This window comes from Micromonospora sp. WMMD735 (assembly GCF_049178995.1).
In the GTDB taxonomy this organism is placed as follows: Bacteria; Actinomycetota; Actinomycetes; order Mycobacteriales; family Micromonosporaceae; genus Micromonospora; species Micromonospora wenchangensis.
The window spans coordinates 7,072,204-7,095,860 of the sequence record NZ_JBMHMJ010000002.1 but is presented as its reverse complement, the minus strand read 5'-3'; the positions used below and the strand labels follow the sequence as shown (position 1 = coordinate 7,095,860).

General features: G+C 73.0%; 23 protein-coding genes. 14 read left to right on the top strand and 9 right to left on the bottom strand.

Translation table 11 applies throughout. The features are described 5' to 3' along the window. Positions 1 to 93: 93 nt before the first annotated feature. Complete coding sequence (locus tag ACN268_RS30990) at positions 94 to 1,119, bottom strand: methyltransferase (RefSeq protein WP_421486567.1); 1,026 nt, start codon at positions 1,117 to 1,119, stop codon at positions 94 to 96. A 168-nt stretch (positions 1,120 to 1,287) separates the two neighbouring features. Here ACN268_RS30990 and ACN268_RS30985 point away from each other — a divergent pair, with 168 nt between their 5' ends. Continuing rightward, on the top strand, positions 1,288 to 2,151 hold the full coding sequence (locus ACN268_RS30985; protein ID WP_421486566.1) for a TauD/TfdA dioxygenase family protein: 864 nt from the start codon (positions 1,288 to 1,290) through the stop codon (positions 2,149 to 2,151). 49 nt (positions 2,152 to 2,200) lie between these two features. Here the strand turns inward: ACN268_RS30985 and ACN268_RS30980 are convergent, their stop codons facing one another. Then, complete coding sequence (locus tag ACN268_RS30980) at positions 2,201 to 3,373, bottom strand: cytochrome P450 (protein WP_421486565.1); 1,173 nt, start codon at positions 3,371 to 3,373, stop codon at positions 2,201 to 2,203. A gap of 187 nt (positions 3,374 to 3,560) precedes the next feature. Here ACN268_RS30980 and ACN268_RS30975 point away from each other — a divergent pair, with 187 nt between their 5' ends. Further along, on the top strand, positions 3,561 to 4,742 hold the full coding sequence (locus ACN268_RS30975) for a nucleotide disphospho-sugar-binding domain-containing protein (protein ID WP_421486564.1): 1,182 nt from the start codon (positions 3,561 to 3,563) through the stop codon (positions 4,740 to 4,742). Positions 4,743 to 4,772: 30 nt separating this feature from the next. Next, positions 4,773 to 5,978: a cytochrome P450 gene (locus tag ACN268_RS30970; RefSeq protein WP_421486563.1), complete on the top strand. Its 1,206-nt coding sequence runs from the start codon at positions 4,773 to 4,775 to the stop codon at positions 5,976 to 5,978. A gap of 82 nt (positions 5,979 to 6,060) precedes the next feature. Here ACN268_RS30970 and ACN268_RS30965 read toward each other — a convergent pair whose 3' ends face one another. Beyond that, entirely contained in the window at positions 6,061 to 7,458 is a 1,398-nt protein-coding gene (locus ACN268_RS30965) for a condensation domain-containing protein (RefSeq protein WP_421486562.1), read from the bottom strand. 90 nt (positions 7,459 to 7,548) lie between these two features. On the opposite strand from ACN268_RS30965, the gene ACN268_RS30960 reads away from it, so the two are divergent. The 3 genes from ACN268_RS30960 to ACN268_RS30950 all read left to right on the top strand — a co-directional run bounded on the left by ACN268_RS30960 (position 7,549) and on the right by ACN268_RS30950 (position 9,965). Next, on the top strand, positions 7,549 to 8,253 hold the full coding sequence (locus ACN268_RS30960; RefSeq protein ID WP_421486561.1) for a 4'-phosphopantetheinyl transferase family protein: 705 nt from the start codon (positions 7,549 to 7,551) through the stop codon (positions 8,251 to 8,253). Between the two features lie 72 nt (positions 8,254 to 8,325). Beyond that, a complete protein-coding gene (locus ACN268_RS30955; protein WP_421486560.1) occupies positions 8,326 to 8,607 on the top strand; it encodes a phosphopantetheine-binding protein in 282 nt (93 codons plus the stop codon). A 44-nt stretch (positions 8,608 to 8,651) separates the two neighbouring features. After that, positions 8,652 to 9,965: a glycosyltransferase family 2 protein gene (locus ACN268_RS30950; protein WP_421486559.1), complete on the top strand. Its 1,314-nt coding sequence runs from the start codon at positions 8,652 to 8,654 to the stop codon at positions 9,963 to 9,965. Between the two features lie 45 nt (positions 9,966 to 10,010). Here the strand turns inward: ACN268_RS30950 and ACN268_RS30945 are convergent, their stop codons facing one another. The 3 genes from ACN268_RS30945 to ACN268_RS30935 all read right to left on the bottom strand — a co-directional run bounded on the left by ACN268_RS30945 (position 10,011) and on the right by ACN268_RS30935 (position 13,029). After that, a complete protein-coding gene (locus tag ACN268_RS30945; RefSeq protein WP_421486558.1) occupies positions 10,011 to 11,246 on the bottom strand; it encodes a beta-ketoacyl-[acyl-carrier-protein] synthase family protein in 1,236 nt (411 codons plus the stop codon). Between the two features lie 70 nt (positions 11,247 to 11,316). Next, positions 11,317 to 11,577 (bottom strand): acyl carrier protein, encoded by a 261-nt coding sequence (locus tag ACN268_RS30940; protein WP_204928196.1) that lies wholly within the window; start codon positions 11,575 to 11,577, stop codon positions 11,317 to 11,319. Between the two features lie 168 nt (positions 11,578 to 11,745). After that, entirely contained in the window at positions 11,746 to 13,029 is a 1,284-nt protein-coding gene (locus tag ACN268_RS30935; protein ID WP_421486557.1) for a cytochrome P450, read from the bottom strand. A gap of 166 nt (positions 13,030 to 13,195) precedes the next feature. Between ACN268_RS30935 and ACN268_RS30930 the strand changes: the two genes are divergently transcribed. The 3 genes from ACN268_RS30930 to ACN268_RS30920 all read left to right on the top strand — a co-directional run bounded on the left by ACN268_RS30930 (position 13,196) and on the right by ACN268_RS30920 (position 15,095). Next, the gene (locus ACN268_RS30930; RefSeq protein WP_421486556.1) at positions 13,196 to 13,741 is read left to right on the top strand and encodes an RNA polymerase sigma factor; all 546 of its coding nucleotides are present in this window, start codon (positions 13,196 to 13,198) and stop codon (positions 13,739 to 13,741) included. Then, the gene (locus tag ACN268_RS30925; protein WP_421486555.1) at positions 13,738 to 14,499 is read left to right on the top strand and encodes a hypothetical protein; all 762 of its coding nucleotides are present in this window, start codon (positions 13,738 to 13,740) and stop codon (positions 14,497 to 14,499) included. Before ACN268_RS30930 ends, ACN268_RS30925 begins: the two co-directional genes overlap by 4 nt. A 119-nt stretch (positions 14,500 to 14,618) precedes the next feature. Beyond that, positions 14,619 to 15,095 carry an iron chaperone gene (locus tag ACN268_RS30920; protein WP_377682801.1) on the top strand — a complete coding sequence of 159 codons (477 nt, stop codon included), beginning with the start codon at positions 14,619 to 14,621 and terminating at the stop codon, positions 15,093 to 15,095. A 79-nt stretch (positions 15,096 to 15,174) separates the two neighbouring features. On the opposite strand, the gene ACN268_RS30915 is transcribed toward ACN268_RS30920, so the two are convergent. From ACN268_RS30915 to ACN268_RS30905, 3 genes are all read right to left on the bottom strand, one after another. Further along, entirely contained in the window at positions 15,175 to 15,756 is a 582-nt protein-coding gene (locus tag ACN268_RS30915; protein WP_421486554.1) for a hemerythrin domain-containing protein, read from the bottom strand. Then, entirely contained in the window at positions 15,749 to 16,963 is a 1,215-nt protein-coding gene (locus ACN268_RS30910) for a hypothetical protein (protein WP_421486553.1), read from the bottom strand. The genes ACN268_RS30915 and ACN268_RS30910 overlap by 8 nt, the downstream gene beginning before the upstream one ends. A 76-nt stretch (positions 16,964 to 17,039) precedes the next feature. Then, on the bottom strand, positions 17,040 to 17,786 hold the full coding sequence (locus ACN268_RS30905) for a GAF and ANTAR domain-containing protein (protein WP_421486552.1): 747 nt from the start codon (positions 17,784 to 17,786) through the stop codon (positions 17,040 to 17,042). 235 nt (positions 17,787 to 18,021) lie between these two features. Here ACN268_RS30905 and ACN268_RS30900 point away from each other — a divergent pair, with 235 nt between their 5' ends. The 5 genes from ACN268_RS30900 (at position 18,022) to ACN268_RS30880 (ending at position 23,619) form a co-directional block, all read left to right on the top strand. Continuing rightward, on the top strand, positions 18,022 to 18,471 hold the full coding sequence (locus ACN268_RS30900) for an STAS domain-containing protein (protein ID WP_421486551.1): 450 nt from the start codon (positions 18,022 to 18,024) through the stop codon (positions 18,469 to 18,471). Further along, entirely contained in the window at positions 18,468 to 18,914 is a 447-nt protein-coding gene (locus ACN268_RS30895; protein WP_421486550.1) for a hypothetical protein, read from the top strand. The genes ACN268_RS30900 and ACN268_RS30895 overlap by 4 nt, the downstream gene beginning before the upstream one ends. Positions 18,915 to 19,012: 98 nt before the next feature. Further along, on the top strand, positions 19,013 to 21,271 hold the full coding sequence (locus ACN268_RS30890) for a catalase (protein ID WP_421486549.1): 2,259 nt from the start codon (positions 19,013 to 19,015) through the stop codon (positions 21,269 to 21,271). A 96-nt stretch (positions 21,272 to 21,367) separates the two neighbouring features. Next, complete coding sequence (locus tag ACN268_RS30885; protein WP_421486548.1) at positions 21,368 to 21,808, top strand: hypothetical protein; 441 nt, start codon at positions 21,368 to 21,370, stop codon at positions 21,806 to 21,808. 152 nt (positions 21,809 to 21,960) lie between these two features. Then, complete coding sequence (locus ACN268_RS30880) at positions 21,961 to 23,619, top strand: glycoside hydrolase family 27 protein (RefSeq protein WP_421486547.1); 1,659 nt, start codon at positions 21,961 to 21,963, stop codon at positions 23,617 to 23,619. Positions 23,620 to 23,657 lie beyond the last annotated feature (38 nt).

Below are 23,657 nucleotides of genomic sequence, written 5' to 3'. Positions count from 1 at the left end.
TCGGTCGATGCCAGAGAAATCCGCTGAACCGCTTACCGTGTGTCACACGGCAGCGCGAAAACAGGTACGAACGTCTGATCACCCGTCGCCGGATCAGGCGTCCACAACGAACTCCAACAGCGTCAGTCCCCCGGTGCCGCGGTAGGTCCCGACCGGTTTCAGACCCGCCGCCGCCGCGAGCGCCACGTGCTCGGCCACCCCCCGCTCGCGGCCACCCACCAGCACCAGCATCTGCAGGTCGTACGGGGAGCGGTACGGCACGTACGGGTCGGTCGGCAGCACCTCCACCACCAGCACCCGACCGGTGCGCCCGGCCGCCTCGGCGCACCGGCGCAGGATCGCCGTCGCGTGCCCGTCGCTCCAGTCGGTCAACGCCCGGGACACCACGTACACGTCGGCCCCGGCCGGCAGCTCGGCGAAGAAGTCCCCGACCACGGCCTCGACCCGGTCGGTCAGCCCGTGCGCGGCGAACGTCGCCGTCGCCGTCGCCACCGGCTCGTCGCGGTCGACCAGGGTTCCCCGCAGGTGCGGGTGGGTCGTCAGCAGCTCCCGCAGCAGCCCGCCGGCACCTCCGGCGACGTCGGTCACGTGGGCCACCCGCTGCCACGGGTAGAGCGCCGCCACCTGCGGCGCGGTGAACCGCTGCTGGCTGAGCATCAACGCGTCGAAGTAGGCCCGGTAGGACGGGTGCGCGTCGAGGTCGGCCCAGAAGTCCCGCCCGTGCACCGCCTGGTAGCCCGGCCCGCCGGTGCGCACCGCGTGCGGCAGCCCCGTGTAGGCGAGGTCCATCCGCGCCCCGAGACCGTCGAGGTCGAGGTAGCCGCCGTGGCCGCCGCCGTCGCGCTCGCAGAGCAGCTCGCCGACGTCGGTCAGCGCGAACACGTCAGGCGCGGTCTCCACGAACACGCCCCGGTGGACCAGGTAGCGCAGCAGCCGGCCGAGCGCGTCCGGGTCGGCGTCGCAGGCGGCGGCCAGCTTGTCCAGACCGGTCACGCCGGCCGCGATCCGCTCCGGCACCCGCAGGGTGACCGCCGTGCGTACGGCGAACGGGGTGGCCAGGTCGGTCAGCCGGCCGAGCCGGGCCGCCGGATCGTCATCGGTCGAGGTCTCGATCGTCACCGGGACAGCCTCCCCGTCGCGAGGCGCGTCCACGATGGCCGTGGCCTCCGCCGGCCCGAATGCTCCCAGGGACGGCGCGACGACGTCAATATCAACGGTGGAGATCCCATTCACCGTCGTGGAACAATGCGCCGACGGGCCCGGGCGCCCAGACCGGAGGAAGCACCGATGACCACGTCCCTCGTGCCGCAGGTACGGCTCGTCGCGGGCGCCCTGGGCGCCGAGGTCCACGGCATCGACCTGAACACCCTGACCGACGAGGGGTTCGCCCACCTGCACCGGCTGCTGCTCGCGCACCAGGTGGTCTTCGTCGCCGGGCAGACCGCGCTGACGCCGCAGGCGCACATCGCCTTCGGCCGGCGTTTCGGCGAGGTCGAGCTGCACCCGTACCTGCCCCGGCTGGAGGGGCACCCGGAGATCGTCCTGATCGACTCCGAGGACGGCGGCAAGGTCGACGTCTGGCACACCGACATGACCTTCCACCAGAGCCCGCCGATCGCCTCGATCCTGCACCTGGTGCAGCTGCCCGAGACCGGCGGCGACACCATGTGGACCAACCAGTGCAAGGTGTACGAGGCGCTCTCCGCGCCGATGCGCGACCTGCTCGACGGGTTGACCGCCATCCACGTCATCCGGATCGGCACCGAGTTCACCAGCCGGGCCGAACACCCGGTGGTCCGGGTGCACCCCGAGACCGGCCGCCGCTCGCTGTACGTCAACCGGCTGTTCACCTCGCACATCCCGCAGTTGAGCCGCAACGAGAGCGACGCGCTGCTGGAGTACCTGTTCGCCTTCTCCGAGGGCCCCCAGTTCACCTGCCGGTACCGCTGGCGGGTGGGCGACGTCGCGATCTGGGACAACCGGGTCACCCAGCACTACGCGATCAACGACTACGCGGGGGTGCGGCGCGGGCAGCGGATCACCGTGCTCGGCGACCACCCGACCGGCGACGCGCCCCGGTGGGAGCACTACGTCGCCGCGCCCGGCCAGCGCTACTGGCCGGACCGGGTCAACGCGGTGGAGAGCTACTGACCGCCCGCGTCGGCGGGGTGGCCGCCGCCGGCCGGTGACCGGGGCGGCCTCACCAGGTGACCGGGAACGACGCGATGCCGCCGTTCATCCGGTCGTGCCGCCAGGGGATCTCGTCGAGCGGCACTGCGGGGGCCAGCCCCGGCAGCCGCCGCAGCAGCTCGCCGATGGACAGCTCCACCTGCATCCGGCCGAGCGCCGTGCCCAGGCAGAAGTGCGGCCCGAAGCCGAACGTGAGGTGCGGTGCGGTCGGCACCCGGTCGATGTCGAACACGTTGGGGTCCGGGAACACGCGGGGGTCACGGTTGCCGACCCACGGGATCGCCATCACGCAGTCCCCGGCGCGCATCGCCACCCCGCCCAGGGTGAGGTCCTCGCGGACCACCTGGACCCGGAACATGCTGCTCACCGACGTGTACCGGAGGATCTCGTCGGTGGCCGAGGAGAGCTTGGCCGGGTCGGCCCGCAGCTTCGCCAACTGCTCGGGGTGCTGGAACAGCGCGCGCAGCCCGGCACTGGTGGAGTTGATCTCCAGCCCGCCGAGCAGCACCCCCATCGCCAGCTCCACCAGCTCCGCGTCGTCGAGTTCGTGCGCGTCGCGGCCCAGCACCCAGGCCGAGAGCAGGTCGTCGCCGGGGTTCGCCCGCTTGCCCGCCAACTGCCCGGCCAGGTACGCCCGCAGCTCCGCCTGGGCGGCGGCGGCGTCGGCGGACCCGTACGCGGTGACCGAGTTCAGGCCCTCGATCCAGCCGTAGAACCGGGGCCGGTCGGCCACCGGCACCCCGAGCACGTCACAGACCACGTGCACCGGCAGCGGCGCCACCAGCGCGGCGACCAGGTCGGCGGGGCGGGGCCCGGCCAGCAGATCGTCGATCAACGCGTCGACCAGCCGGCGTACCCGGGGGCGGAAGGTGTCGATGCGGCGGGCGGTGAAGGCCCGGCTGGCCACCCGGCGGACGACCGCGTGCGCCGGACCGTCCATGTTCAACTCGCGGGGTCCGCCGCCGTCGGGGGTCCCGGTCGCGCCCAGCGGCAGCCGGGAGAACCGGGGGTCGGCCAGCACCGTGCAGCAGTCGTGGTAGCCGAGCACCAGCCAGGCGGGCCGCCCGTCGGGCAGCCGCACCCGGCTGACCGGCTCGGCCACCACCATGTCGAGCAGTTCGGCGGGCAGGTCGCCGGTGAACGGCGCGAAGGGGTAGTCCCGCAGCTCCGAGACGACGGTCATGGCGAGCTACCCACCTGTCGGTCGGCGGTCCACATCGGGCACCGGTAAGACTCGGTCATCGGTACGGCCGGCGTCAATATCCATTGGTCGCCGCGACGATCTTCCGGGTGCGGACACCCATCGCCTAGCATCGGTGCACCAGGACTGCCGGGTGGTACGCGCGGATGGGTCGGACTTGACTGCGGCTTTGCGGATTCTGTTGTCGACGTGGGGCTGGCGGTCGCATTTCTACGGCCTGGTGCCGCTCGGTTGGGCCCTGCAGGCCGCCGGCCACGAGGTGCGGGTGGCCAGCCATCCGGCGCTGGTGCCGGCGATCACCGCGGCCGGGCTGGCGGCGGTGCCGTTGGGCGCGGACGTCGACTTCGCCACCGCCTTCGCGGGCCGGATCGGCGCGGTGGGTGCCCTGGACCGGGCCGAGGACGAGCCGGACGACACGGTCGAACCGGCGATCACCGCCGACGGCGGCGTGGTCCGGTTCGCCGACGCCCTCCTCGACGACCTGGTCGGTTTCGGCCGCTCCTGGCGACCGGACCTGATGGTCTGGGAGCCGTTCAACCTCGCCGCCGCGGTGGCCGCCGCCGCGCTGGGCGTGCCCGGGGTGCGGCACCTGTGGGGGCCGGACTCCTCGGTCACCCTCCGGCTCGACCCGGAGCCGGTGCTCGGCCCGCTGGCCGGCCGGTTCGGGCTGGCCGCCGCCGACGTGGACCTGGCCGGGGTGCTGACCCTCGACCCGGTGCCGCCCCCGATGCAGGTGCCGGCGACCGGCCCGACCCGGCCGGTCCGCTACGTGCCGTACAACGGCCCGGCCGTGTTGCCGCCCTGGCTACACGGCCCGGCGGACCGGCCCCGGGTCTGCGTGACGGCCGGCACCATGATGGCCGGCGCCGGGCTCGACGACCGGCTGGACCTCCCCCGGGTCGTGCGGGCGGTGGCCGGGCTGGACGTGGAGGTCGTCGTGCTGGTCGAGCCGGCCCAGCAGGCGGCGCTGCGCCCGCTGCCGGACAACGTCCGGCTGGTCGACAGCCCGCTGGCCCTGCGGCTGGTGCTGCCGACCTGCGCCGCGCTGGTGCAGCAGGGCGGCGCGGGGACCACGATGACGGCGCTCGGCCTCGGGGTGCCGCAGCTCGTCCTGCCGCAGGTCAGCGATCAGCACTTCAACGCCGAGCGGCTGGCCGTCACCGGGGCCGGCACCTGGCTACCCGGCGGCCGGGCCGACGACGACACGCTGCGCGGGCTGGTCGGCGAGCTGATCGCCGACGGCCCCCGGCGCGCCGCCGCCGCGCTGATGCGCGACCGGGTCCGGGCGATGCCCGCCCCCGCCGAGGTGGTGCCGGCGCTGGTGGCCCTCGCCGCGGGCACCCGGAGCTGATCCACCGTCAGACCACCCTAGGAGTCGCAGATGACGCAAGAGCCCATTCCGTACCCGCTCGCTCCGGCTCCGACGATCTACCACCCGTCACCTGACTACACCCGGCTGCGGGAGACCTGCCCGGTGGCGCCGATCGCGCTGCCCGACGGCGGCAGGGCCTACCTGGCCACCCGGCACGCGGACGTCCGCCGGGTCTTCACCGACCAGCGGTTCAGCCGGGCCGCCGCGGCCGGGCCGGACCGGCCGACCCGGGAGTTGGGCTCGCTGGCCGAGGACTCGTTGATCGGGATGGACCCGCCCCGGCACACCACGATGCGCCGGGCGGTGTCGCACGCGTTCACCGTCCGCCGGGTGGAGGCGCTGCGCCCGACGGTGGCCGCGCTCGTCGACCGGATGATCGACGACCTGGTGGCGGCGGGCCCACCTGCGGACCTGATCCCCCACCTGTCCGCGCCGCTGCCGATCTACGTGATCAGCAAGCTGTTCGGCATCGCGGACCAGGACCAGGACCGGGTACGCGAGTGGTCCGACGCGCTCGTCGGCGACTGGGACGCCGATCCGGCGGCCCCGCAGGCCGCCCTCGACGCGTTCGGCGAGATGATCGTCGCGCGTCGCCGCGAGCCGGGCGACGACCTGATGAGCGCCCTGATCAAGGCCTGGGACGAGCACGACGACCTCACCGAACGGGAACTCGTCTCGGTGACCGCAGGCATCTTCGTCGGCGGCCACGAGACCACCACCAACCAGCTCAACCTGTTCCTGCTCGTGCTGGCCCGGCACCCCGAGCAGCTCGCCGGCCTGCGCGGGGACGACCCGGTGGCGGTGGCCCGTGCGGTGGAGGAGCTGTCCCGCTTCATCCAGCTCGGCGACAACGGGGTGCTGCTGCCCCGGGTCACCACCGAGGAGGTGGAACTGGGCGGGGTGTGCCTGCCGGCGGGCACCCCGGTGCTGCCGGCGATCGCCTCGGCCAACCGGGACGCGTCGGTGTTCGCCGGGGCGGACACCCTCGACCTGACCCGGGCCGACAATCCGCACCTGGCGTTCGGGGCCGGCCCGCACCACTGCCTCGGCGCGGCGCTGGCCCGGATGGAGTTGCAGGAGGCCCTCGGTGCGCTGCTGCGCCGGCTGCCCGGCCTGCGGCTGGCCGTGCCCGAGGAGGAGCTGCGGTTCAAGCCCGGCCTGGTGGTACGCAGCCTGGAGGCACTGCCGGTGACCTGGGACCGGGTCGAGCGGTGACCCTGCCCCGGGCCGTGGAGCGGTGACCGTCGCGGCGGCGGTCAACGGGTGGCACGCCGCCCGGTGACCGTCACGCGACGGGTCAGCCGGCGACCCGGGTCGGTGTCGTCGGGTCGAACGCCGCCTCGACGGCCACCTCCTCCACCCCGCGCAGCAGCGCCTCGGCCTGGGTCTCGGTGAAGCAGCCCAGGTCGAAGATCACCTGGAGGAAGATCGTGTCCGGCTGGTCCTCCACGGTGATGAACGCCTGCTCGGGCAGGTGGTCGAGGGTGCCGTCCCAGACCAGGAACGTCTCGCCCGCCCGGCGGCGGATCTGCTCCGGGGTCACCTCGGCGGCGCGGGCCGCGTCCTCCGCCGCCTGCCGGGTCACCACCCGCCGGTCGTTGATCCGGAGGGTCACCCGGGCCGGGTAGCCGCGCTCCTCGTCGAGCCGGGCGCCGGCCTCGGCGAGCTGCACCGGGTCGTAGTAGGCGTACATGCCGGCGGCGACGGAGGCGCGACGGGCCCTGGTCACCACCTCGTCCACGGTGGTGTCGGCGGCGTCCACGGTGAGCACCCCGTTCTGGCTCAGCGGGGCGATCGCCTCGGCGAATCCCGGCCGGAACCGGTTGCCGACGATGAGTTTGGCGGTCAACGGGCTGACCCCGGTGGCCCGGCCCACCGCCACGGCGATCACCGCCAGCAGCACCCGGGAGGTGTCCGTCCGGGTGCGTCGGGCGATGGCCTGCACCGCCAGGTAGGCCGCCGGTGAGCTGAACCGGCCGTGCCAGAACCGCCGGCCGTGCCGCCCGGCCGGGTTGGTGACCTCGCCGAAGGTCGAGGGTGGCAGGTCACGCAGGTGTGCCTCCCAGTGGCGGACCGCCCGGTCGCTGACCCGGCGCAGCGGCGGGGTGCGCTCGCGCCGGCCGAGGTCGAGCAGCTGCACCGTACGCGGGTCGGGTGCGCGCCGGGCCGTCAGGTCGACCAGCCCGAGGTCGGCCATCACCAGGGCGGTGGCGGTGCCGTCGACGACCAGGTGGTCGAGGGTCAGTACCCGGTGCACCAGCGCGCCCCGGTGCCTGACCACCGCCATCCGCACCGACCAGTCCCGGTAGAGGTCGTAGGGGGTCAGCAGCCGGGCGTGGCCCAGCTCGTAGGCGAACTTCGCCACGTCGGCCGGGTCGGCGTCGTCGGGGACGTCCAGCACGTCCAGGGCGATCTCCCCGTCGGCGGCGACCACCTGGCATGGCTCGCCGTGGTCGTCGGTGCCCAGCCGCATCCGCAGCGCCGGGTGCCGGCTCATCAGGTCACCGAGCTGCGCCGCGACCTGCTCCACGGTGACCCCGGCCGGCACCGGGTGCGCACCGCTGACGTTGTGCGTCCACCCGGTCTCCCGCATGTCCTGCATGATCGCCAGTTGACCCCAGGTCAGCGGCGCGGTCCCGGCCCCCGGGCCGGCGAACGGGACGAGCACCTGCGCCTCGGCGGTCTGCGCGAACATCGGTCAATCAGAGCAACGGAGATCGGCACGTGTCAACGCCGCAGATCGTGCCGCCGGCCGGGCGGTGCCGACGGGGCTAGGGTACGGCCCATGCGGGACACCGTCCGGATCTGGATCCTGCCGGCCCGACCCGACCCGGCTGAGCTGGCCCGGTACGACGCGGTGCTCACCGCCGACGAACGCGCCCGGGCGGCGGCACTCGGTCCGGCGACCGCCCGGGACCGGTTCACCGTGGCGCACGGGGCGCTGCGTCTGGTGGTGGGCGCGGCCCTGGGCGTCGCGCCCGGACGGCTCGCCTGGCGGCGGGGCCGGTACGGCAAGCCGATGCTGACCGAGCCCCGGGGCGGGCCGCAGACCAGCCTGTCGTACTCCGCCGACCTGGTCGCGGTGGCGGTGGGCGGCGGGCGGCCGGTGGGGGTCGACATCCAGCACGTGACGCCGGAACGGGACCCGGTGGCGCTGGCCGCCCGGTTCTTCGCCCCCGGGGAGGCCCGGCACGTCGCCTCGGGGCCGGACGTCGCCGACCGGGCCGACCGGTTCGCCAGGCTGTGGGCCCGCAAGGAGGCGGTGGTCAAGGCGGCCGGGGATCGGCTCTGGCCGCACCTGGCGCTGCCGGTGCACCGGGGGGACGTGGTGGCGTGCGGCGAGCCGCCGGGCGTACACCGGGTCACCGACGTCGCGACCCCGGCCGGCTACCGGGTCGCGGTGGCCCTGACCGGCGACGCGCCCTACGACACGGCGTCGTTCCACGGCCTCGACGGGCCGTCCGGAGCGGTTCCGCGACCGGTCGGCTGAAGATCGCGACAGCCGTTGACACCCGCCGATCACGTTTGCTCTGATGGGCTCCATGTTGGAGCGTGGGGTCCAGTGACAGAGCCCGACACGACCACCGCGCCGCAGCTGCGCGGGCAGGTCGTCGACACGATGGTCGCGCTGCTGACCCGGATGCTCCGGCCGGAGGCCCCGGTCACCGTCGGCACGCAGCTGATGGACGAGCTGGGCCTCAGCTCCTCCCTCGCGCTGGAGCTGCTGCTCGAGATCGAGGACGAGCTGGAGATCCAGATCGACGTCGAGGACCTCGACGAGGACCGGATGACCACCGTCGGCGACCTGGCCGACTACATCACCCGGCACTGCACCCCCCGCTGACGGCCCGCGACGGGGGCCCGGCCGGTATCTTCCGAAGGAGTCCCATGGACCGGCCCCGCCTGAGCGTGGTGATCCCCGCCCACAACAACGCCGTCGCGCTCGACACGACCGTCGCGTCGCTGACCCGGCAGACCCTCCCGGCGCAGGAGTTCGAGGTCATCGTCGGTGACGACGGTTCGGCCGTCCCGCTGACCCCGGTCGTCGAACGCTACGCCGACCGGCTGCGGATCGCCTGCGTGCGCAGCGAGACCAACCGGGGCCGCAGCGCCAACCGCAACGCGGCGGCGGCCCGTGCCCAGGCCGACGTCCTGCTGTTCCTGGACGCCGACACGGTCGCCCACCCCACCCTGCTCGCCCGGCACCGTGACCATCACGCCGCACGCGGCGGCCGGCCCGGGGTCCTGCTCGGCCAGCGCTACGACCTCGACTGGGCCGGTGCGGACGCGGTGCGCCGGGGCGAACCCGTCGACCCGGAGCTGCTGGACGCCGAGCGCGGCGACCCCCGGCTGGAGGACATCGCCCACCCGCAGCGCATCCGCGACTTCCCCAGCGCGCCCTGGGTGCTCGGTCTGACCCACAACGCCTCGGTCGACCGGGAGTCGTTCCTGCGGGTGGCCGGCTTCGACGAGGCGATGGTCAAGTGGGGGTTCGAGGATCTGGAGTTCTTCTACCGGATCTTCCACCTGCACGGGGGCCGGCCCGACGTGTTCGAGCTGGACGTCGAGGCGACGTCGTACCACCTGCCGCACTTCCGCAAGACGTCCAACGGGCTCGCCTCGATGGACAACATGAAGTACCTGCTGCGCAAGCACCTGCGCTACGACGTCGAGGTGCTGTACGCGATCAACACGTTCGGCCGGCACCTGGGCCGCATCCGCCTCTACGGTCAGGCCATCGAGGCGTACCGGCGGGCGGGGCTGGGGCGGCCGGAATCGCTGCCCGACACGTTGCGCACGGAACTGGCCACCCGCACCGCGTTGGTGATCGGCAACGGGGTGTCCACCCTGGAGCTCGGTCCCGACTCGCAGACGTTCGACCACGACGCCCCGGCCGGGCCGACCAACGCGCACCTGCTCGGCACGGTGCTCCAGCAGTTCAAGGCCGGCGCGCTCGACGTGATCGTCAACGTCGACCTGTGGCGGTTCCTGCTGCCCGAGGACCTGCCGGCGTTCCTGACACGGGGGCTGCTCAAGGCCGACCGGATCGAGCTGGTCTGCACCCACGCCCCGGTCGACCAGCGGGCGATGCTGCCGGTGCCCCTCGTGGCCGACCTCGACTACGTGACCGACATGCTGGACCAGCACTTCGCCGTCACCGTCGCCCGGCACGACGGGGCGTCGGTGCTCACCGTCCGCTGACACCGTCCCGACGCGGCAGCCGGAATCGTCCCGGGACGCGGCGGGTCACGCCCCGGGCGGGCCGAACAGCAGGCTGACGTTGTGGCCGCCGAAGCCGAACGAGTTGGACATCACCGTGGTGATCACGGCCGCACGCGGCTGCTTGCGGATGTGGTCGAGATCGTCACCCGGGTCGGGGTCGTCGAGGTTGTGGGTCGGCGGGAGCAGGCCGCGACGCAGCGCCTCGACGCCGATCGCCGCCTCGATCACCCCGGAGACGCCGAGCACGTGCCCGGTGACCCCCTTGGTGGAGCTGACCGGCGGACCCGCCGCGCCGAAGACGTCCCGCAGGGCGGCCACCTCGGCCGCGTCACCGGCCCTGGTGCTGGTGCCGTGGGCGTTGAGGTAGCCGACGTCGTCGGGGCCCAGGCCGGCGTCGCGCAGCGCCGTGCGCATGCAGTGCGCCGCACCGGACCCGTCGGGGCGGGGGGTGGTCGGGTGGTAGGCGTCGTTGTTCGCGCCCCACCCGAGCAGGTCGGCGTACCGCCGGGCACCGCGCGCCACCGCGTGCGCGGTGCGTTCCAGGACGAACACCCCGGCCCCCTCGCCGAGGACGAGGCCGTTACGCCGCCTGTCGAACGGGCGGCTCGCCTCCGTCGGGTCCGACCAGCCGTGGGCGAGCGCGCGGGCGTTGCCGAACGCGTCGGCGAAGGTCGGGAAGAGCGGCGCCTCGCTGGACCCGCAGAGCACCAGGTCGGCCTCGTCGGCGCGCAGGATGCGCAGCGCCTCCCCGATGGACTGGGCCCCGGACGCGCAGGCGGTGCCGATCGACGAGGTGTAGCCCCGGATGCCGTGCCTGATGGCGATCCGCGCCGCGCCCATGTTGGGCAGGGTGCCGGGCAGCATGTACGGGCTGACCCCGAACCGGCCCCGCTCGGCCCGCGCGAGGACCTGGCTCGCCAGGGTGGACAGGCCACCGACGCCGGAGACGATCACGGCCACCCGGTACGGGTCGACGTCCCGGCCCACCTCGACTCCGGCGTCGGCCACCGCGTCACCGGCCGCCCGCAGCGCCATCACGACCGCGCGGTCGGCCACCCGGGACTCGGGACCGGGCAGCACGCTGGCCGGGTCGATGTCCGGGCTGAACGCGGCGACGTCGACGACGCCGTGCACCGGGTGCCCCTCGGGGGGCCGGGTCAGGCCGGACCGGCCCGCGCAGACCGCGTCGAACACCTCGGCGGCGGTGCTGCCGACCGGGCTGACCAGCCCGATCCCGCTCACCGTCACGCCGGCACGCATGCGCGTCCCCCCTCGCGCCGCTGCACCGAACGCTTCACGGACCGCCTCCGGGGCGGCGCGGCGGGCACGGTCAGTGTGCCGAGGCGGGCTCGACGCGGGCGGCCACCGTGCGGCAGAACTCGCCGACTGTCATCATCGCCAGCGCCTCGGCCTCGTCGTCGTCGAAGGTCACCCCGAACCGGTCCTCCACCCGGACGGCCAGTTCGGCGAGGCCGAGCGAGTCGACGTCGAGACCGGCCGGACCGAACACCGTGTCGTCGTCGGCGCCCTCGATGTCGTACTTCATCTCGGTCAACGCGGCGAAGAGGAACGCGCGGATCTCGTCGGTCATGGTCGGGGTTTCCTTTCCGGAGGTCGGCGTCGGCGGACCCGGCCGCCGGTGGGACGCGGGAGGCGTGGCAGTGGCCGGGGACGCGGCCGGGACCAGGTGCGACGTCGGCGGGGCCGTCGCCGCGCTGGTCACCGGAGCAGCCGCTCCGTTTTGATCGACCTTACTCAATCAAGCCCGTTGCGCAAGGTCCACCCGGCCGGTGCCGTCCGGCCGATCGGCCGCCGGCTCGCCGACCCGCACCGCGAGCCGGTCGTGCCCCCGCAGCATGAGTTGCCGTGGCTCGCCGGGGGTCGCGGCGAGCGCCAGCGCCGGGAACCGGTCGAGCAGCCGGGGCAGCGCGATCCGCCCCTCCGTCCGACCCAGCGCCGCACCCACGCAGTAGTGCGGCCCGGCGCTGAACGCCAGGTGCCGGTTGTCCGCCCGGGACGGGTCGAACGTGTCCGGGTCGGGGAACCGGCGCGGGTCCCGGTTGGCCGCACCGGTCAGCACCAGCGCCGTCCGTCCACTCGGGACCTCGACCCCGGCGACCTCGGTGTCCTCGGCGGCATAGCGCACCGCGAAGTGCACAGGCGGCTCGTACCGCAGGATCTCCTCGACGTACGCCGGGGCGAGGGACGGGTCGGCGCGCAACGCGGCCAGCGCGGCGGGCCGCGCCAGGAGCAGGGTCAGCCCGCTGCCGAACAGGTTGGCGGTGGTCCGGAACCCCGCGTTGTACGTGACGATCAGGTTGGCCAGCAGCTCGGCCTCGGAGAGCTGGTCGGGGCGGCCGGCACGCAGGCTGGCCAGCGCCGAGACGAGGTCGTCGCGGGGTTCGGCCCGACGGGCGGCGAGCAGCGTGGTGAAGTACCCGGTCAGCTCCTCGGCGGCCCGGTTGGCGGCCCGGATCTCCCGGAACGAGCGCGGGCCGATCTCCAGCACCGCGTCGAACGCCCGCACCCGGGACGGGAACCAGGCCCGGTCGGCGGGCGGCACCCCGAGCAGCTCGCCGACGACGGCGCTGGGCAGCGGCAGGGCGAACGCCGCCATGAAGTCCACCGGCCGACCGCCCGCGCCCGCCTCGGCGAGCCCGTCGAGCAGGTCGTCGGTGATCCGCGCGATCGCCGGCTCCAGGGCGGCGACCCGGCGGGCGGTCAACGCCTGGCCGAACAGGTGACGCACCCGCGCGTGGTCCTCGGCCGGGGCGTTGAACATGCTGGCCTGCAGGGTCCGCAGCACCGCGTGGTCGCGCCAACGGACGCCGGCGCGGTCCAGGTACCGCGCGTCGAGCACCCGGAAGACCGGGTCACGCAGCACCCGTTGGGCGGCGGCGTACCCGTGGACCACCACGGCGTGCGGTGCCGTCGGGGCGAGGGCGACCGCCTCCCCCAGCTCGTGCAGCCGGGCGTAGTACGGGTAGGGGTCGCGTCGCACCTCGTCGCCGAGCAGCTCGTCGAGGGATACCGGGAAACCCATGGCGCTCCTCGTCGGGGGTGCACGGGCGGAGGATGCCGTGACCTTAGACGCATCGACGGCGGCCTGTCCACGGCCGGTCTCCCGGCGGGCCGCTGCCGAACCGGGGTGTGACAGTGGGGGTGCCGCCGGACAGGTAGGGGGTGCAACGACCGACCGAAAGGCGCACATGAGCAGTGCTGATGACGGCGTACGGGAGCGACGCTTCCGCTCCCTGCACGCCGCGACGTACCCGGACCTGCTGCGGTTCGTGCAGCGGCGGGTCCCGCCCAGCGAGGCGGAGGACGTCGTCTCGACCGTCTTCCTGACCGCTTGGCGACGATTCGACGACGTCCCCGCCGACGCCCGTCCGTGGCTGTTCGCGGTGGCCCGCCGCACGATGGCGAACCACACCCGGAGCTGGTTGCGCCGACAGGCCCTGGACGTCCGGCTGGTGGCGACGGACGGGCCGGCGTACGGGGACGACATGGTCGACGCCGCCGCCCGGATCGACCTCGACCGGGCCTGGCGCAGCCTGCGACCGGCCGACCGGGAGGTGCTGGCGCTGGTGGCGTTCGACGGGCTGACCGCCGCACAGGCCGCCACCGTGCTGGGCTGCCGCCGGTCGACGTTCGCCATGCGGTTGGGCCGGGCCCGGGAACGCCTGCGGGCCGCGCTGGAACCGCCCGCCGCCCGCCCGCACACCCTCACCGTCTTCAAGGAGCAGCAGTCATGACGGATCTGGAACGCCTCTCCGTGTTGGACCCGGCACGTGGGGTGCAACCGACCCCGGCCGAATGGGAACGGGCCACCTCGGTCGTCGACCGGATCGTCGCGGACCGGCCAGCCGCCCGCCCCGCGCCGGCCCGCCGCCTGGTGACCAGGCGTGGGGTGGTCGGCCTGGTCGCCGCCGGGGCGGTCGCGGTGGTGGGCGCGGTCACCGTGCCCGCGCTGCTGCCGGGGCCGATGGACCGGGCCTTCGCCTCGTGGACCCCGGTGCCGGGCGCGCTCACCGGCGAGCAGGTCCTGCCGCAGGCCCGCCGGTGCGCCGCGAGCGGGGTGGGCAGCGAGCCGGCGGCACCTGTCGGCCCCTCCGACGTGCTCCTGGCCGAGCGTCGGGGGGTGGCCACCCTGCTCATCCAGCGGCGCGGCTCGGGCGTGATCGAGTGCATGAGCGTGGACGACGGCCCGCCGACCGCGATGACGTTGGCGGACGGGCCCCTGCCGCCCCCCGCCGCCGGCACCGTCAACCTCGAGACGCGCAGTTCGGTCGGCTCCGGCCGCGACCAGTACTCCAACGCCGTTGGTCTGGTCGGCCCGTCGGTCACCGGCGTCGACCTGGTCCTCGCCGACGGCAGGACCATCCGCACCAGCACCGGGGGCGGATGGTGGGCGGCGTGGTGGCCGGGGCCGGAGGGGGGCGAGATCGGCAGGATCACGGTGGTCGTGCACCGCCCCGACGGCTCCACCACCCACCGGATCGAGGACCTGTGACCGGTGGCCCCGCCGGGTGCGACCGGTCAGGAATCGAGAAGCCGGCGACCCGGCGGGGTCATAGCCTTTACCCAGGTGGCCGGCAGGAGGCCGCGCCCGCACGGCGAGAGGGAGCCCGCGTGTCCACGAAGAAAGCGACCACCGCGTCCGACGGCGACACCACCGGGGAGGCCGGCGACGGGTTCACCGCCGAGGAGCGCGCCGCCATGCGGGAACGCGCCGCCGAGTTGCGGGCCGAGGGGCGCAAGGGCGCCAAGAAGGCCGACGGCATGCAGGCGGTGCTGGACCGGATCGCCCAGATGGCCCCGGCGGACCGGACGCTCGCCGAACGGGTGCACCTGACGGTCACCACGGCGGCCCCGCAACTGTCGCCGAAGACCTGGTACGGGATGCCCGCGTACGCGAACGAGGACGGCAAGATCGTCGTGTTCTTCCAGGACGCCGGCAAGTTCAACTACCGGTACTGCACCCTCGGCTTCCAGGAGTCGGCCAACCTCGACGACGGTGACCTGTGGCCGGTGTCGTACGCCCTGCGGACGTGGACCCCGGAGGTGGAGAAGCGGGTCCGGGACCTGGTGACCACGGCGGTCTCCTGACCGGCGACGACCGGTACGACCCGCAGGGGTGGACGGGAGAACCTCCCGCCCACCCCTGCCCCGGTTGCCGCCGAGGTCATCAACTCGCGGAGGGTTTGCGGAGCGCGTCGCGGACCCGGTCGACGACCGCCAACGCGGGACCGACCGCCAGGTTGCCGGTGGCGGTCTGCGCGCTCGGGTGCGGGCGGGTCGGCGCGGTCGCCTCCGCCGCCCGGACGGCCGTGGCGAGGCTGTGCAGCCGTTCGGCCGGCACGTGCTGACGCAGTTGGGGAAACTCGTACCGTTCCTCGTAGCGGGCGTGGGTGAGCACGGCGTCGCGGAGCAGGATGATGCCGGTGTCGAAGCCGTCGGCGTCGACACCCCCGGCGATCAACGTCTTCAGCGTCTGCTTGGCCTGGCGTTCCTCGTCGAGGCGGTCCTCGACCATCGCGTCGCCACCGCCGCCGGGCAGGGTCCGGGCCAGCGGGTGCACGACCTCCTCCTCGGCGGTCTCGTGCGCGGCGAGGAGCTTGACCAGGTCGTCGAAGGCGTCCCGGCGGGCGTCGCCGGTGCCGCCGATCACGAGCAGGAACAGCTGTTCGATCCGGGCGTGCTGGGCGAGCAGCAGGTCGACCACGTCCTGTTCGGGGCCCGGGGTGGCCGGGGCGTCGGTGTCAGGCATGGCTGCCTCCCCGCGTCCGCAGCCCCTCGACGGGGTGCGGCCCCTCGGTCTCGATGCGGTACTCGTCGCCGAAGCGTTCCCGGTGCATGTCGATGACCTGCTCGCTGGGCGGCTGCTGGCCGTCGTGCAGCTGCTGCTGCATCCACTCGAACCGTTCGTGGGCCTCGGTGACGTAGCCCTCGCCGAGCTTGGTCAGGTCGATCTGGGTGGCCAGCAGGTGACGCAGGTACTCCTTGTTGGGTTCGAAGGTCAGCGGCTCCGGCAGGCCGACGCTGCCGACGATCTCCTCCGGCTCCCGGCCGTCGTGCTGGCGCAGCAGGTCGGCGGCCTGCTGGAGGTGGGCCAGTTCCATCTGCAGGTGCAGCTCCCAGACCGCCTTGATCCGGGCGTCGCTCTCCTGCTGCAGGAACGAGTAGTACAGCCAGCACTCGTTGTACTCGTGGGTGAGCAGCCGCTCCCACCACGTCTCACCCGGGTCGACCAGCGACTCGTAGTGGGTGACGTGTTCCTGCTCGATCAGGCTGATCTCCTGGTAGAGCTGGCGGGCGATCGGCTCCATGTACTGCGGGCCGACGTTCATGTAGTAGAACATCACCTGCTGCTCGGCCGACAGGATCGTCAGCGCGTGCAGCTTGGAGCGCGGGTCCACCGAGTTGCGGTCGTACGGGGTACGCACCTCGTCGAACGGGTGCCGGTGCTCCTGCACGGTGGGGCGACCGGGCATCACCTCGGTCAACCCGTCGACGATCTTCTCGGCCTTGCGGCGCTCCAGCATCTCGTACAGGTTGGCGTAGCGGTAGAGGTGGTCGAAGTCCTCCAGCACCCCGAACTCGTACGCCTGCCTGAGGTAGGGGTCCGGCTCGTGGCGGGCCACCCAGGCGGTGAGGTCGACCGCCACCTGCTCGTAGCCGAGGGTGGTCTCCAGCACGCTCGCCACCCCGGGCAGCAGCCAGTTCACCACCCGCTGCTGCTGACTCTCCACGTACCGCAAGTAGGCGAGCTTCCGGCGGACGTCCTGGTCGGGGCAGTTGCGGGCGAACTGGTGCTGGAAGTTGATCGCCTCGACCTCGATGCCGTTCATCGTGATGATCCGGCACCTGGTGTACGGGTCGACCGCCTCCGGGTCGATCGGCTCGACGTTCAGCTCCCGCCAGTTACGGAGCTGGTTTTCCAGGGCTATTCCTTTATGATCCAACGGATTGAACATTTTTCTCCCGATTCATCTGGGTGGCCCGTTATTGCCTCCTACCCGGATGAAGGGCCAGTAACCTCCGGATGTGCGCCTATGCTCCCGGGTTCCGGAATGGCGCCGGAGATTCCGGTGCCGTGCCGGTCACGTTGACGATGATGTCCGCGGCGACGTCACGCAGTTTGCGGTTGCGGTGCTGGGAGGCGCGACGGAGCAGGTCGAAGGCTTCGCTGGCGGAACAGCGCTGCTGGGCCATGAGCACACCCATCGCCTGGTCGATGACGCTGCGGGAAGCCATCGCCGCGCCCAGTTGTTCCTGGACCGCCGCCTGGTCGGCGTGGCGCAGCATCAACGTCAGCGCCGCGGCGCACTGCTCGGCGAAGGCGGCGGCGTGCTCCCGTGGTGCCCCGACGAACGAGGCAGGCCGGACGGAATACAGGTTCAGCGCGGCCACGGTCTGCCCGTCGATCTGCAACGGCAGCGACAACGAGCTGGTCACGCCGCGGGCGACGGCGTGCGGCCCGTACCGTGGCCAGCGCCCGTCGGCGGCGAGGTCGTCGACCTGGACGACCCGGCCCTGGTACAACGCCTCCAGGCACGGCCCCTCGTCGGCGCCGTACTGCAACTCGTCGACCTCGGCGGCGAACGCGTCGCTGGTCGTCACGGTGACCGGGTGGCCGTCACGGCGCACGGTCAGCCCGCAGGCGGCGGCCGGGGTGACCACCCGCGCGGCGAGCATCACCACCTGGTGCAGGAAGTCGTCCAGACCGGTGCTGTCGCTGAGCAGGCCGAGCAGCTGCCGGTAGGCGTCGGCCAGATCGTGCGGGGACGCGTGGGACACGGCTACCGGCTCTCCGAAGCGGAAGCTTCGCTCGGGATGACACCGAGATGACGCCACCCGAACGGCAACGTACGAGAATCACCGGCCCACCGACCGTACCCGTACCGTCGCCTCTCCGCCGGGTTCCTCCGGTGGCAGTGCGTGGTAAGGAGGGGTAACGTGCCTGGTGGTTCGGACATGAGCCTCGGGTGAATCACGCCCACGTCGCCCTGCTCCCAGACAGGGGAACGTGCTCATGCCGCTTCCTGCCCACCTCCCCGAGCCGTCCGGTCCGGTGCTGACCCTGAGCCTGAGTTCATGCCGGGCGGGTCGACTCGTCATCGCGCGGGGCGAGCTGGACATGAGCACCACCCACCTGCTCACCGAACTCGTCGACCAGCTGGTCCGCCGGCCGAGAACCGGTCCGCCCCAGCTGATCCTCGATTTGACCGGCGTGACGTTCTTCTGCGCCGCGGGAGTGAACGCCCTGTTGACGGTCCAGCACACGCTCCGGGAGCGGTCGGTACGGCTCCTGCTCTGTGGGCTGTCGCCCCGCGTCCAGCGGATACTCGACATCACCGGCGATCGGACCCGGTTCGACATCCGGCCGGTGGCCGAAGCGCTGGACGCGCCGCACACGGATTCGTTGCGGGTCCGGCCGACGGTGGGTGTCACCACCGCGCAGGCGGGTAGGCGGGGAGGATGACGCCCACCAGCAGAGCCCTGATCGCCGGTGCGGCCGGCGCGTCCGCCCTCAACGCCGTCACCTACCTCGACATGGCGCTGCGGGCCCGGCCGGCCAGCAGCGCCGCCGAGGACAGCGCCGGCCGGCTGGCCGATCTGACCCACGTCGACCTCGGTGACCAGCGCACGGCCGCCAACCGCCGGTCCGGGCTCGGGCCGCTGCTCGGCTACGCCACCTCGGTGGCCGCCGCGGCCGGCTACGCGGCGGCGGGTGGCCGCCGGCTGCCGCTGGGCGTCTCCGTCCTGGCACTGACCGGCCTGGCGATGATCGGTTCCAACGGCCCGCTGACCGTGCTGCGGATCACCGATCCCCGGACCTGGTCGGCCACCGACTGGATCACCGACGTGGTGCCGCACCTGGCGTACGGCGCGGTCACCGCCGTCACCCTCCGCGCGCTGCGCTGAACCATCACGGGTGGCCGGCGACACCGGTGTGTTTTGCTCCGGGATGCCCGGGTAGGGGAGGAACACCCGTTCCCGCTCCACGAAGAGGTGCCGCCCAGATGGAACCCCGTAAGCCGGTCGAGGTCGTCAAGGACGTGGTGGACGCCGCGGCCGAGAAGGTGTCGCACCTGATGACCCCCGAGGTCCCCGGAGCGCCGGGCAGCGCTCCGCCGACCGTCGAGGAACCCACCACCCCGCACGACCCGCTGCCACCGAAGAAGGAGCAGGGCGCACCGGAGACCCGCACCCCGACCGGTGCGGCCACCGGTGCGCCGAGCGTCGCCAACGGCCAGCAGGGCGCGTTCCTCACCACCGCGCAGGGGGCCCGGCTGCGCGACACCGACCACTCCCTGAAGGCCGGCTCACGCGGGCCGACGCTGCTCCAGGACCACCACCTCCGCGAGAAGATCACCCACTTCGACCACGAACGCATCCCCGAGCGGGTGGTGCACGCCCGGGGCGCCGGGGCGCACGGCGTCTTCACCGGGTACGGCGCGCAGGAGGTGACCCGGGCCGGCTTCCTGCGCAAGGGCAAGGAGACGCCGGTGTTCGTCCGGTTCTCCACCGTCCTGGGGTCCCGGGGCTCGGCCGACACGGTGCGGGACACCCGGGGGTTCGCCACCAAGTTCTACACCGACGAGGGCACCTTCGACCTGGTCGGCAACAACATGCCGGTCTTCTTCATCCAGGACGCGATCAAGTTCCCGGACATCATCCACGCCGGCAAGCCGCACCCCGACCGGGAGATCCCGCAGGCGCAGAGCGCCCACGACACCTTCTGGGACTTCGTCTCGCTGCACACCGAGGCGCAGCACCACACCATGTGGAACATGTCCGACCGGGGCATCCCGCGCTCGTACCGGACCATGGAGGGCTTCGGGGTGCACACCTTCCGGCTGGTCAACGCCGCCGGGGCGACGGTGCTGGCGAAGTTCCACTGGAAGCCGAAGCTGGGCGTGCACTCGCTGGAGTGGGAGGAGGCGCAGCTGCTCAGCGGCATCGACCCCGACTTCCACCGGCGCGACCTCTACGACGCCATCGAGGCCGGCGCGTACCCGGAGTGGGAACTCGGCCTGCAGGTCTTCCCGGACACCCCGGAGGAGACCTTCGCCGGCATCGACCTGCTCGACCCCACCAAGATCGTGCCGGAGGAGCTGGCGCCGGTGCAGCCGGTCGGGAAGCTGGTGCTCAACCGGACGCCGACGAACTTCTTCGCCGAGACCGAGCAGGTCGCCTTCCACCTCGGTCACCTGGTACCGGGCATCGACGTCACCAACGACCCGCTGTTGCAGGGCCGGCTCTTCTCGTACGTCGACACGCAGCTCACCCGGCTCGGCGGGCCGAACTTCTCGCAGATCCCGATCAACCGGCCGCACGCGCCCGTGAACGACATGCTCCGCGACGGGTTCCACCAGCACGCCGTGCACGCCGGGGTCGCGCCGTACCGGCCGAACTCGCTCGACGGGGGCAACCCGTTCCCGGCCGGGGACGCCGAGAACGCGTTCGTCGACGTGCCGGTGACCGTGGCCGAGGCTCCGAAGGTCCGGGCCAACCCGGCCTCCTTCGACGACCACTTCAGCCAGGCCCGGCTGTTCTGGCTGAGCATGTCGCCGGTGGAGCGGGAGCACATCGTCCGGGCGTACACCTTCGAGTTGGGCAAGTGCTACCACCAGGCGATCCGGGAACGGCAGCTGCAGTGCCTGGCCAACATCGACCCGGTGCTCTGCGCGCAGGTGGCCACCGGTCTGGGCCTGCCGACGCCGGAGCCGACCGTGCCGCTGGCCGACGTCGCGCCCAGCCCGGCGCTGTCCCAGGTGGGCCGCACCTGGCCGGCCGACGGTCGTACGGTCGGCATCGTGGTCGACGCCGACGCCGGCACCGACGACGTCGAGCAGGTACGCCGGGAGGTGTTCGCCGCCGGCATGGTGCCACTGGTGATCGCCGCGCACGGCGGCACGGTGGGCGACCTGACGGTGCAGCGGACCTTCGCCACCGGCCGCTCGGTCGAGCTGGACGCGCTGCTGCTGGCCGGGGCTCCCGCCCCGGCACCGGACGCGCTGCCGGCCCGCGACGCCAAGGCGGGCGCGGCGGACGCCACCGTCGTCGACCCCCGGGTGCTGCTGCTGGTGCAGGAGTGCTGGCGGCACGCCAAGGTGATCGGCGGCTGGGGCGCGGGCGTGCGGGTGCTGGAGCTGGCCGGGGTGGCAGGCGCGGCGGGCGTGGTGACCGGTGACTCGCCGACCGGCGTGCTCGCCGACGCGCAGGCCCTGCTGGCCGCGCACCGGGTCTGGGACCGGTTCCCCGCCTCGATCTCCTGACGAGGGCCGTCGACGGGTGTCCGCCGTGGTGCACGGTGGACACCCGTCACGACCGGGCCGGCGGGCACCTTGCTGCCGGCCCGTACCGTCGGTGCGGTGACCGCCGAGAAGGAGCTGTCCGGCCGGGGTTTCGCCATCATCATCGTCGGCGTCGGCGTGCTGCTCTGCTGTGGTACCCCGACCGCCGGCTTCTACCTGTCCCACAAGGACGCGAGGGAGGAGCCCGGCATCCGTGCCGCCGCCGACGCCTACCTGTCCGCAGTGGTCAGGCATGACGACAACGGCGCGTACGACATGTTGTGTGCGGCCGACCGACGCCGCGAGTCGCGGGCGGCCTGGCTGGACCGCCCGGCGACCGGGTACGGGGTGACCGGGTTCCGGATCACCGACGTGACGGTCCAGCGCCTGAGCGAGGGACCGACCCTGCGGTGGGTGACCGCCGAGGTCACCTATTCGGACCAGGCACCCCGGACGGTGGGGCTGAACGTCGAGCGGCAGGACGGCGACTGGAAGGTGTGCAGCCCGGACGTCCGGTGACCGACCTCCCGACGTGCAGGCGGTGCGGCCCGGATGCGGGCGGCACAGGTACGGCCGACGGGCGCGTATTGACGTCAGATGTCAGACGAATTACGTTGGCGAACGTCGATGTATTACGGATCGTGGCCTGCACCCCGGCGAGGAGCGTGCACATGTCCAGACGAAGAGTCGCCCTGTTGTTGCCCGCCCTGCTCGCCACGACCCTCGGCACGGCGGTGGTCACCGGGGCGGTGGTGCTCGGCAGCGCCCCGCCCGCGCAGGCGTTGGAGAACGGCCTGGCCCGCACCCCGCAGATGGGCTGGAACGACTGGAACTCCTTCGGGTGCAACGTCAACGAGACGCTCATCCGGCAGACCGCCGACACGATGGTGGCAAGCGGCATGGCGGCGGCCGGCTACGAGTACGTCAACATCGACGACTGCTGGTCGACCAAACAGCGCAACGCCAGCGGCGACCTGGTCGCCGACCCGGCGAAGTTCCCCAGCGGCATGAAGGCGCTCGCCGACTACGTCCACGGCAAGGGGCTGAAGCTCGGCATCTACTCCTCGGCCGGGACGACCACCTGCGCCGGCTACCCGGCGAGCATCAACTACGAGCAGCGCGACGCCAACCTCTGGGCGTCCTGGGGCGTCGACTACCTCAAGTACGACAACTGCGGCGACCACCTCGGTCGCAGCGGGCAGCAGCGCTACACCGCGATGCGGGACGCGCTGGCGGCCACCGGCCGGAAGATCCTCTACAGCCTGTGCAACTGGGGCCAGGAGAGCGTCTGGACCTGGGGCGCGTCGGTGGGCAACTCCTGGCGCAACACCGGCGACATCGGCGGCAACTGGAACTCCATCATGGGCATCCTCGACCAGCAGGTCGGCAAGGACTCGTACGCCCGGCCCGGCGCGTGGAACGACCCGGACATGCTGGAGGTCGGCAACGGACCCACCGACACCGAGTCGCGGGCGCACTTCAGCCTCTGGGCGCTGTTGAACGCGCCGCTGCTGGCCGGCAACGACCTGCGCTCCATGTCGGCGGCCACCCGGACCATCCTGACCAACACCGAGGTCATCGCGGTCGACCAGGACTGGGGCGGGCGGCAGGGCTACAAGATCAGCGACAGCGGCGACCTGGAGGTCTGGCGTAAGCCGATGTCCACCGGGGCGGTGGCCACGGTGCTGCTCAACCGGGGTGGCGGCACGGCCACGGTCACCACCACGGCCAGCGCGCTGGGCCTCGGTAGCGCCTCGTCGTACGCGGTGCGGGATCTCTGGGCGCACAGCAGCGCGACGTCGGGCGGCACCATCAGCGCCTCGGTGCCGGCACACGGCGCGGCGATGTTCCTGGTGACCGGCGGCGGTACTCCCCCGCCGACCACCCCGCCGCCGACCACGCCGCCCCCGACCACTCCCCCGCCGACCACGCCGCCCCAGGGCACGACGTCCGCCGTACGCAGCGTCTCCGCCGGCCGGTGCCTGGACGTCAACGGCGCGGCGCAGACCAACGGCGCGACCACCATCGTCTGGGACTGTCACGGCCAGGCGAACCAGTCCTGGACCTCGACCGGCAGCCAGGAGCTGCGGGTCTACGGCAGCAAGTGCCTGGACGTCAACAACGCCGGCACCGCCAACGGCACATCGGTGATCATCTGGGACTGCAACGGCCAGTCGAACCAGAAGTGGCGCTTCAACGCCGACGGCACCGTCACGGCGGTCGGCTCGGGCCGGTGCCTGGACCTGGTGGGCAACGGCACGGCCAACGGCACCCGTACCCAGATCTGGGACTGCAACGGCGCGACCAGCCAGCGGTGGAGTCGCGGCTGAGCCGGTAGCCGGGCACCGGTCGACGACGCGCCGCCGCG

Bases quoted from the DNA above. Each gene is read 5' to 3' on its own strand.
- ACN268_RS30985 (WP_421486566.1), top strand. From the start codon at position 1,288: ATGACCACGTCCCTCGTGCCGCAGGTACGGCTCGTCGCGGGCGCCCTG.
- ACN268_RS30980 (WP_421486565.1), bottom strand. From the start codon at position 3,373: ATGACCGTCGTCTCGGAGCTGCGGGACTACCCCTTCGCGCCGTTCACC.
- ACN268_RS30970 (WP_421486563.1), top strand. From the start codon at position 4,773: ATGACGCAAGAGCCCATTCCGTACCCGCTCGCTCCGGCTCCGACGATC.
- ACN268_RS30965 (WP_421486562.1), bottom strand. From the start codon at position 7,458: ATGTTCGCGCAGACCGCCGAGGCGCAGGTGCTCGTCCCGTTCGCCGGC.
- ACN268_RS30960 (WP_421486561.1), top strand. From the start codon at position 7,549: ATGCGGGACACCGTCCGGATCTGGATCCTGCCGGCCCGACCCGACCCG.
- ACN268_RS30950 (WP_421486559.1), top strand. From the start codon at position 8,652: ATGGACCGGCCCCGCCTGAGCGTGGTGATCCCCGCCCACAACAACGCC.
- ACN268_RS30945 (WP_421486558.1), bottom strand. From the start codon at position 11,246: ATGCGTGCCGGCGTGACGGTGAGCGGGATCGGGCTGGTCAGCCCGGTC.
- ACN268_RS30940 (WP_204928196.1), bottom strand. From the start codon at position 11,577: ATGACCGACGAGATCCGCGCGTTCCTCTTCGCCGCGTTGACCGAGATG.
- ACN268_RS30935 (WP_421486557.1), bottom strand. From the start codon at position 13,029: ATGGGTTTCCCGGTATCCCTCGACGAGCTGCTCGGCGACGAGGTGCGA.
- ACN268_RS30930 (WP_421486556.1), top strand. From the start codon at position 13,196: ATGAGCAGTGCTGATGACGGCGTACGGGAGCGACGCTTCCGCTCCCTG.
- ACN268_RS30925 (WP_421486555.1), top strand. From the start codon at position 13,738: ATGACGGATCTGGAACGCCTCTCCGTGTTGGACCCGGCACGTGGGGTG.
- ACN268_RS30915 (WP_421486554.1), bottom strand. From the start codon at position 15,756: ATGCCTGACACCGACGCCCCGGCCACCCCGGGCCCCGAACAGGACGTG.
- ACN268_RS30910 (WP_421486553.1), bottom strand. From the start codon at position 16,963: ATGTTCAATCCGTTGGATCATAAAGGAATAGCCCTGGAAAACCAGCTC.
- ACN268_RS30900 (WP_421486551.1), top strand. From the start codon at position 18,022: ATGCCGCTTCCTGCCCACCTCCCCGAGCCGTCCGGTCCGGTGCTGACC.
- ACN268_RS30895 (WP_421486550.1), top strand. From the start codon at position 18,468: ATGACGCCCACCAGCAGAGCCCTGATCGCCGGTGCGGCCGGCGCGTCC.
- ACN268_RS30890 (WP_421486549.1), top strand. From the start codon at position 19,013: ATGGAACCCCGTAAGCCGGTCGAGGTCGTCAAGGACGTGGTGGACGCC.
- ACN268_RS30880 (WP_421486547.1), top strand. From the start codon at position 21,961: ATGTCCAGACGAAGAGTCGCCCTGTTGTTGCCCGCCCTGCTCGCCACG.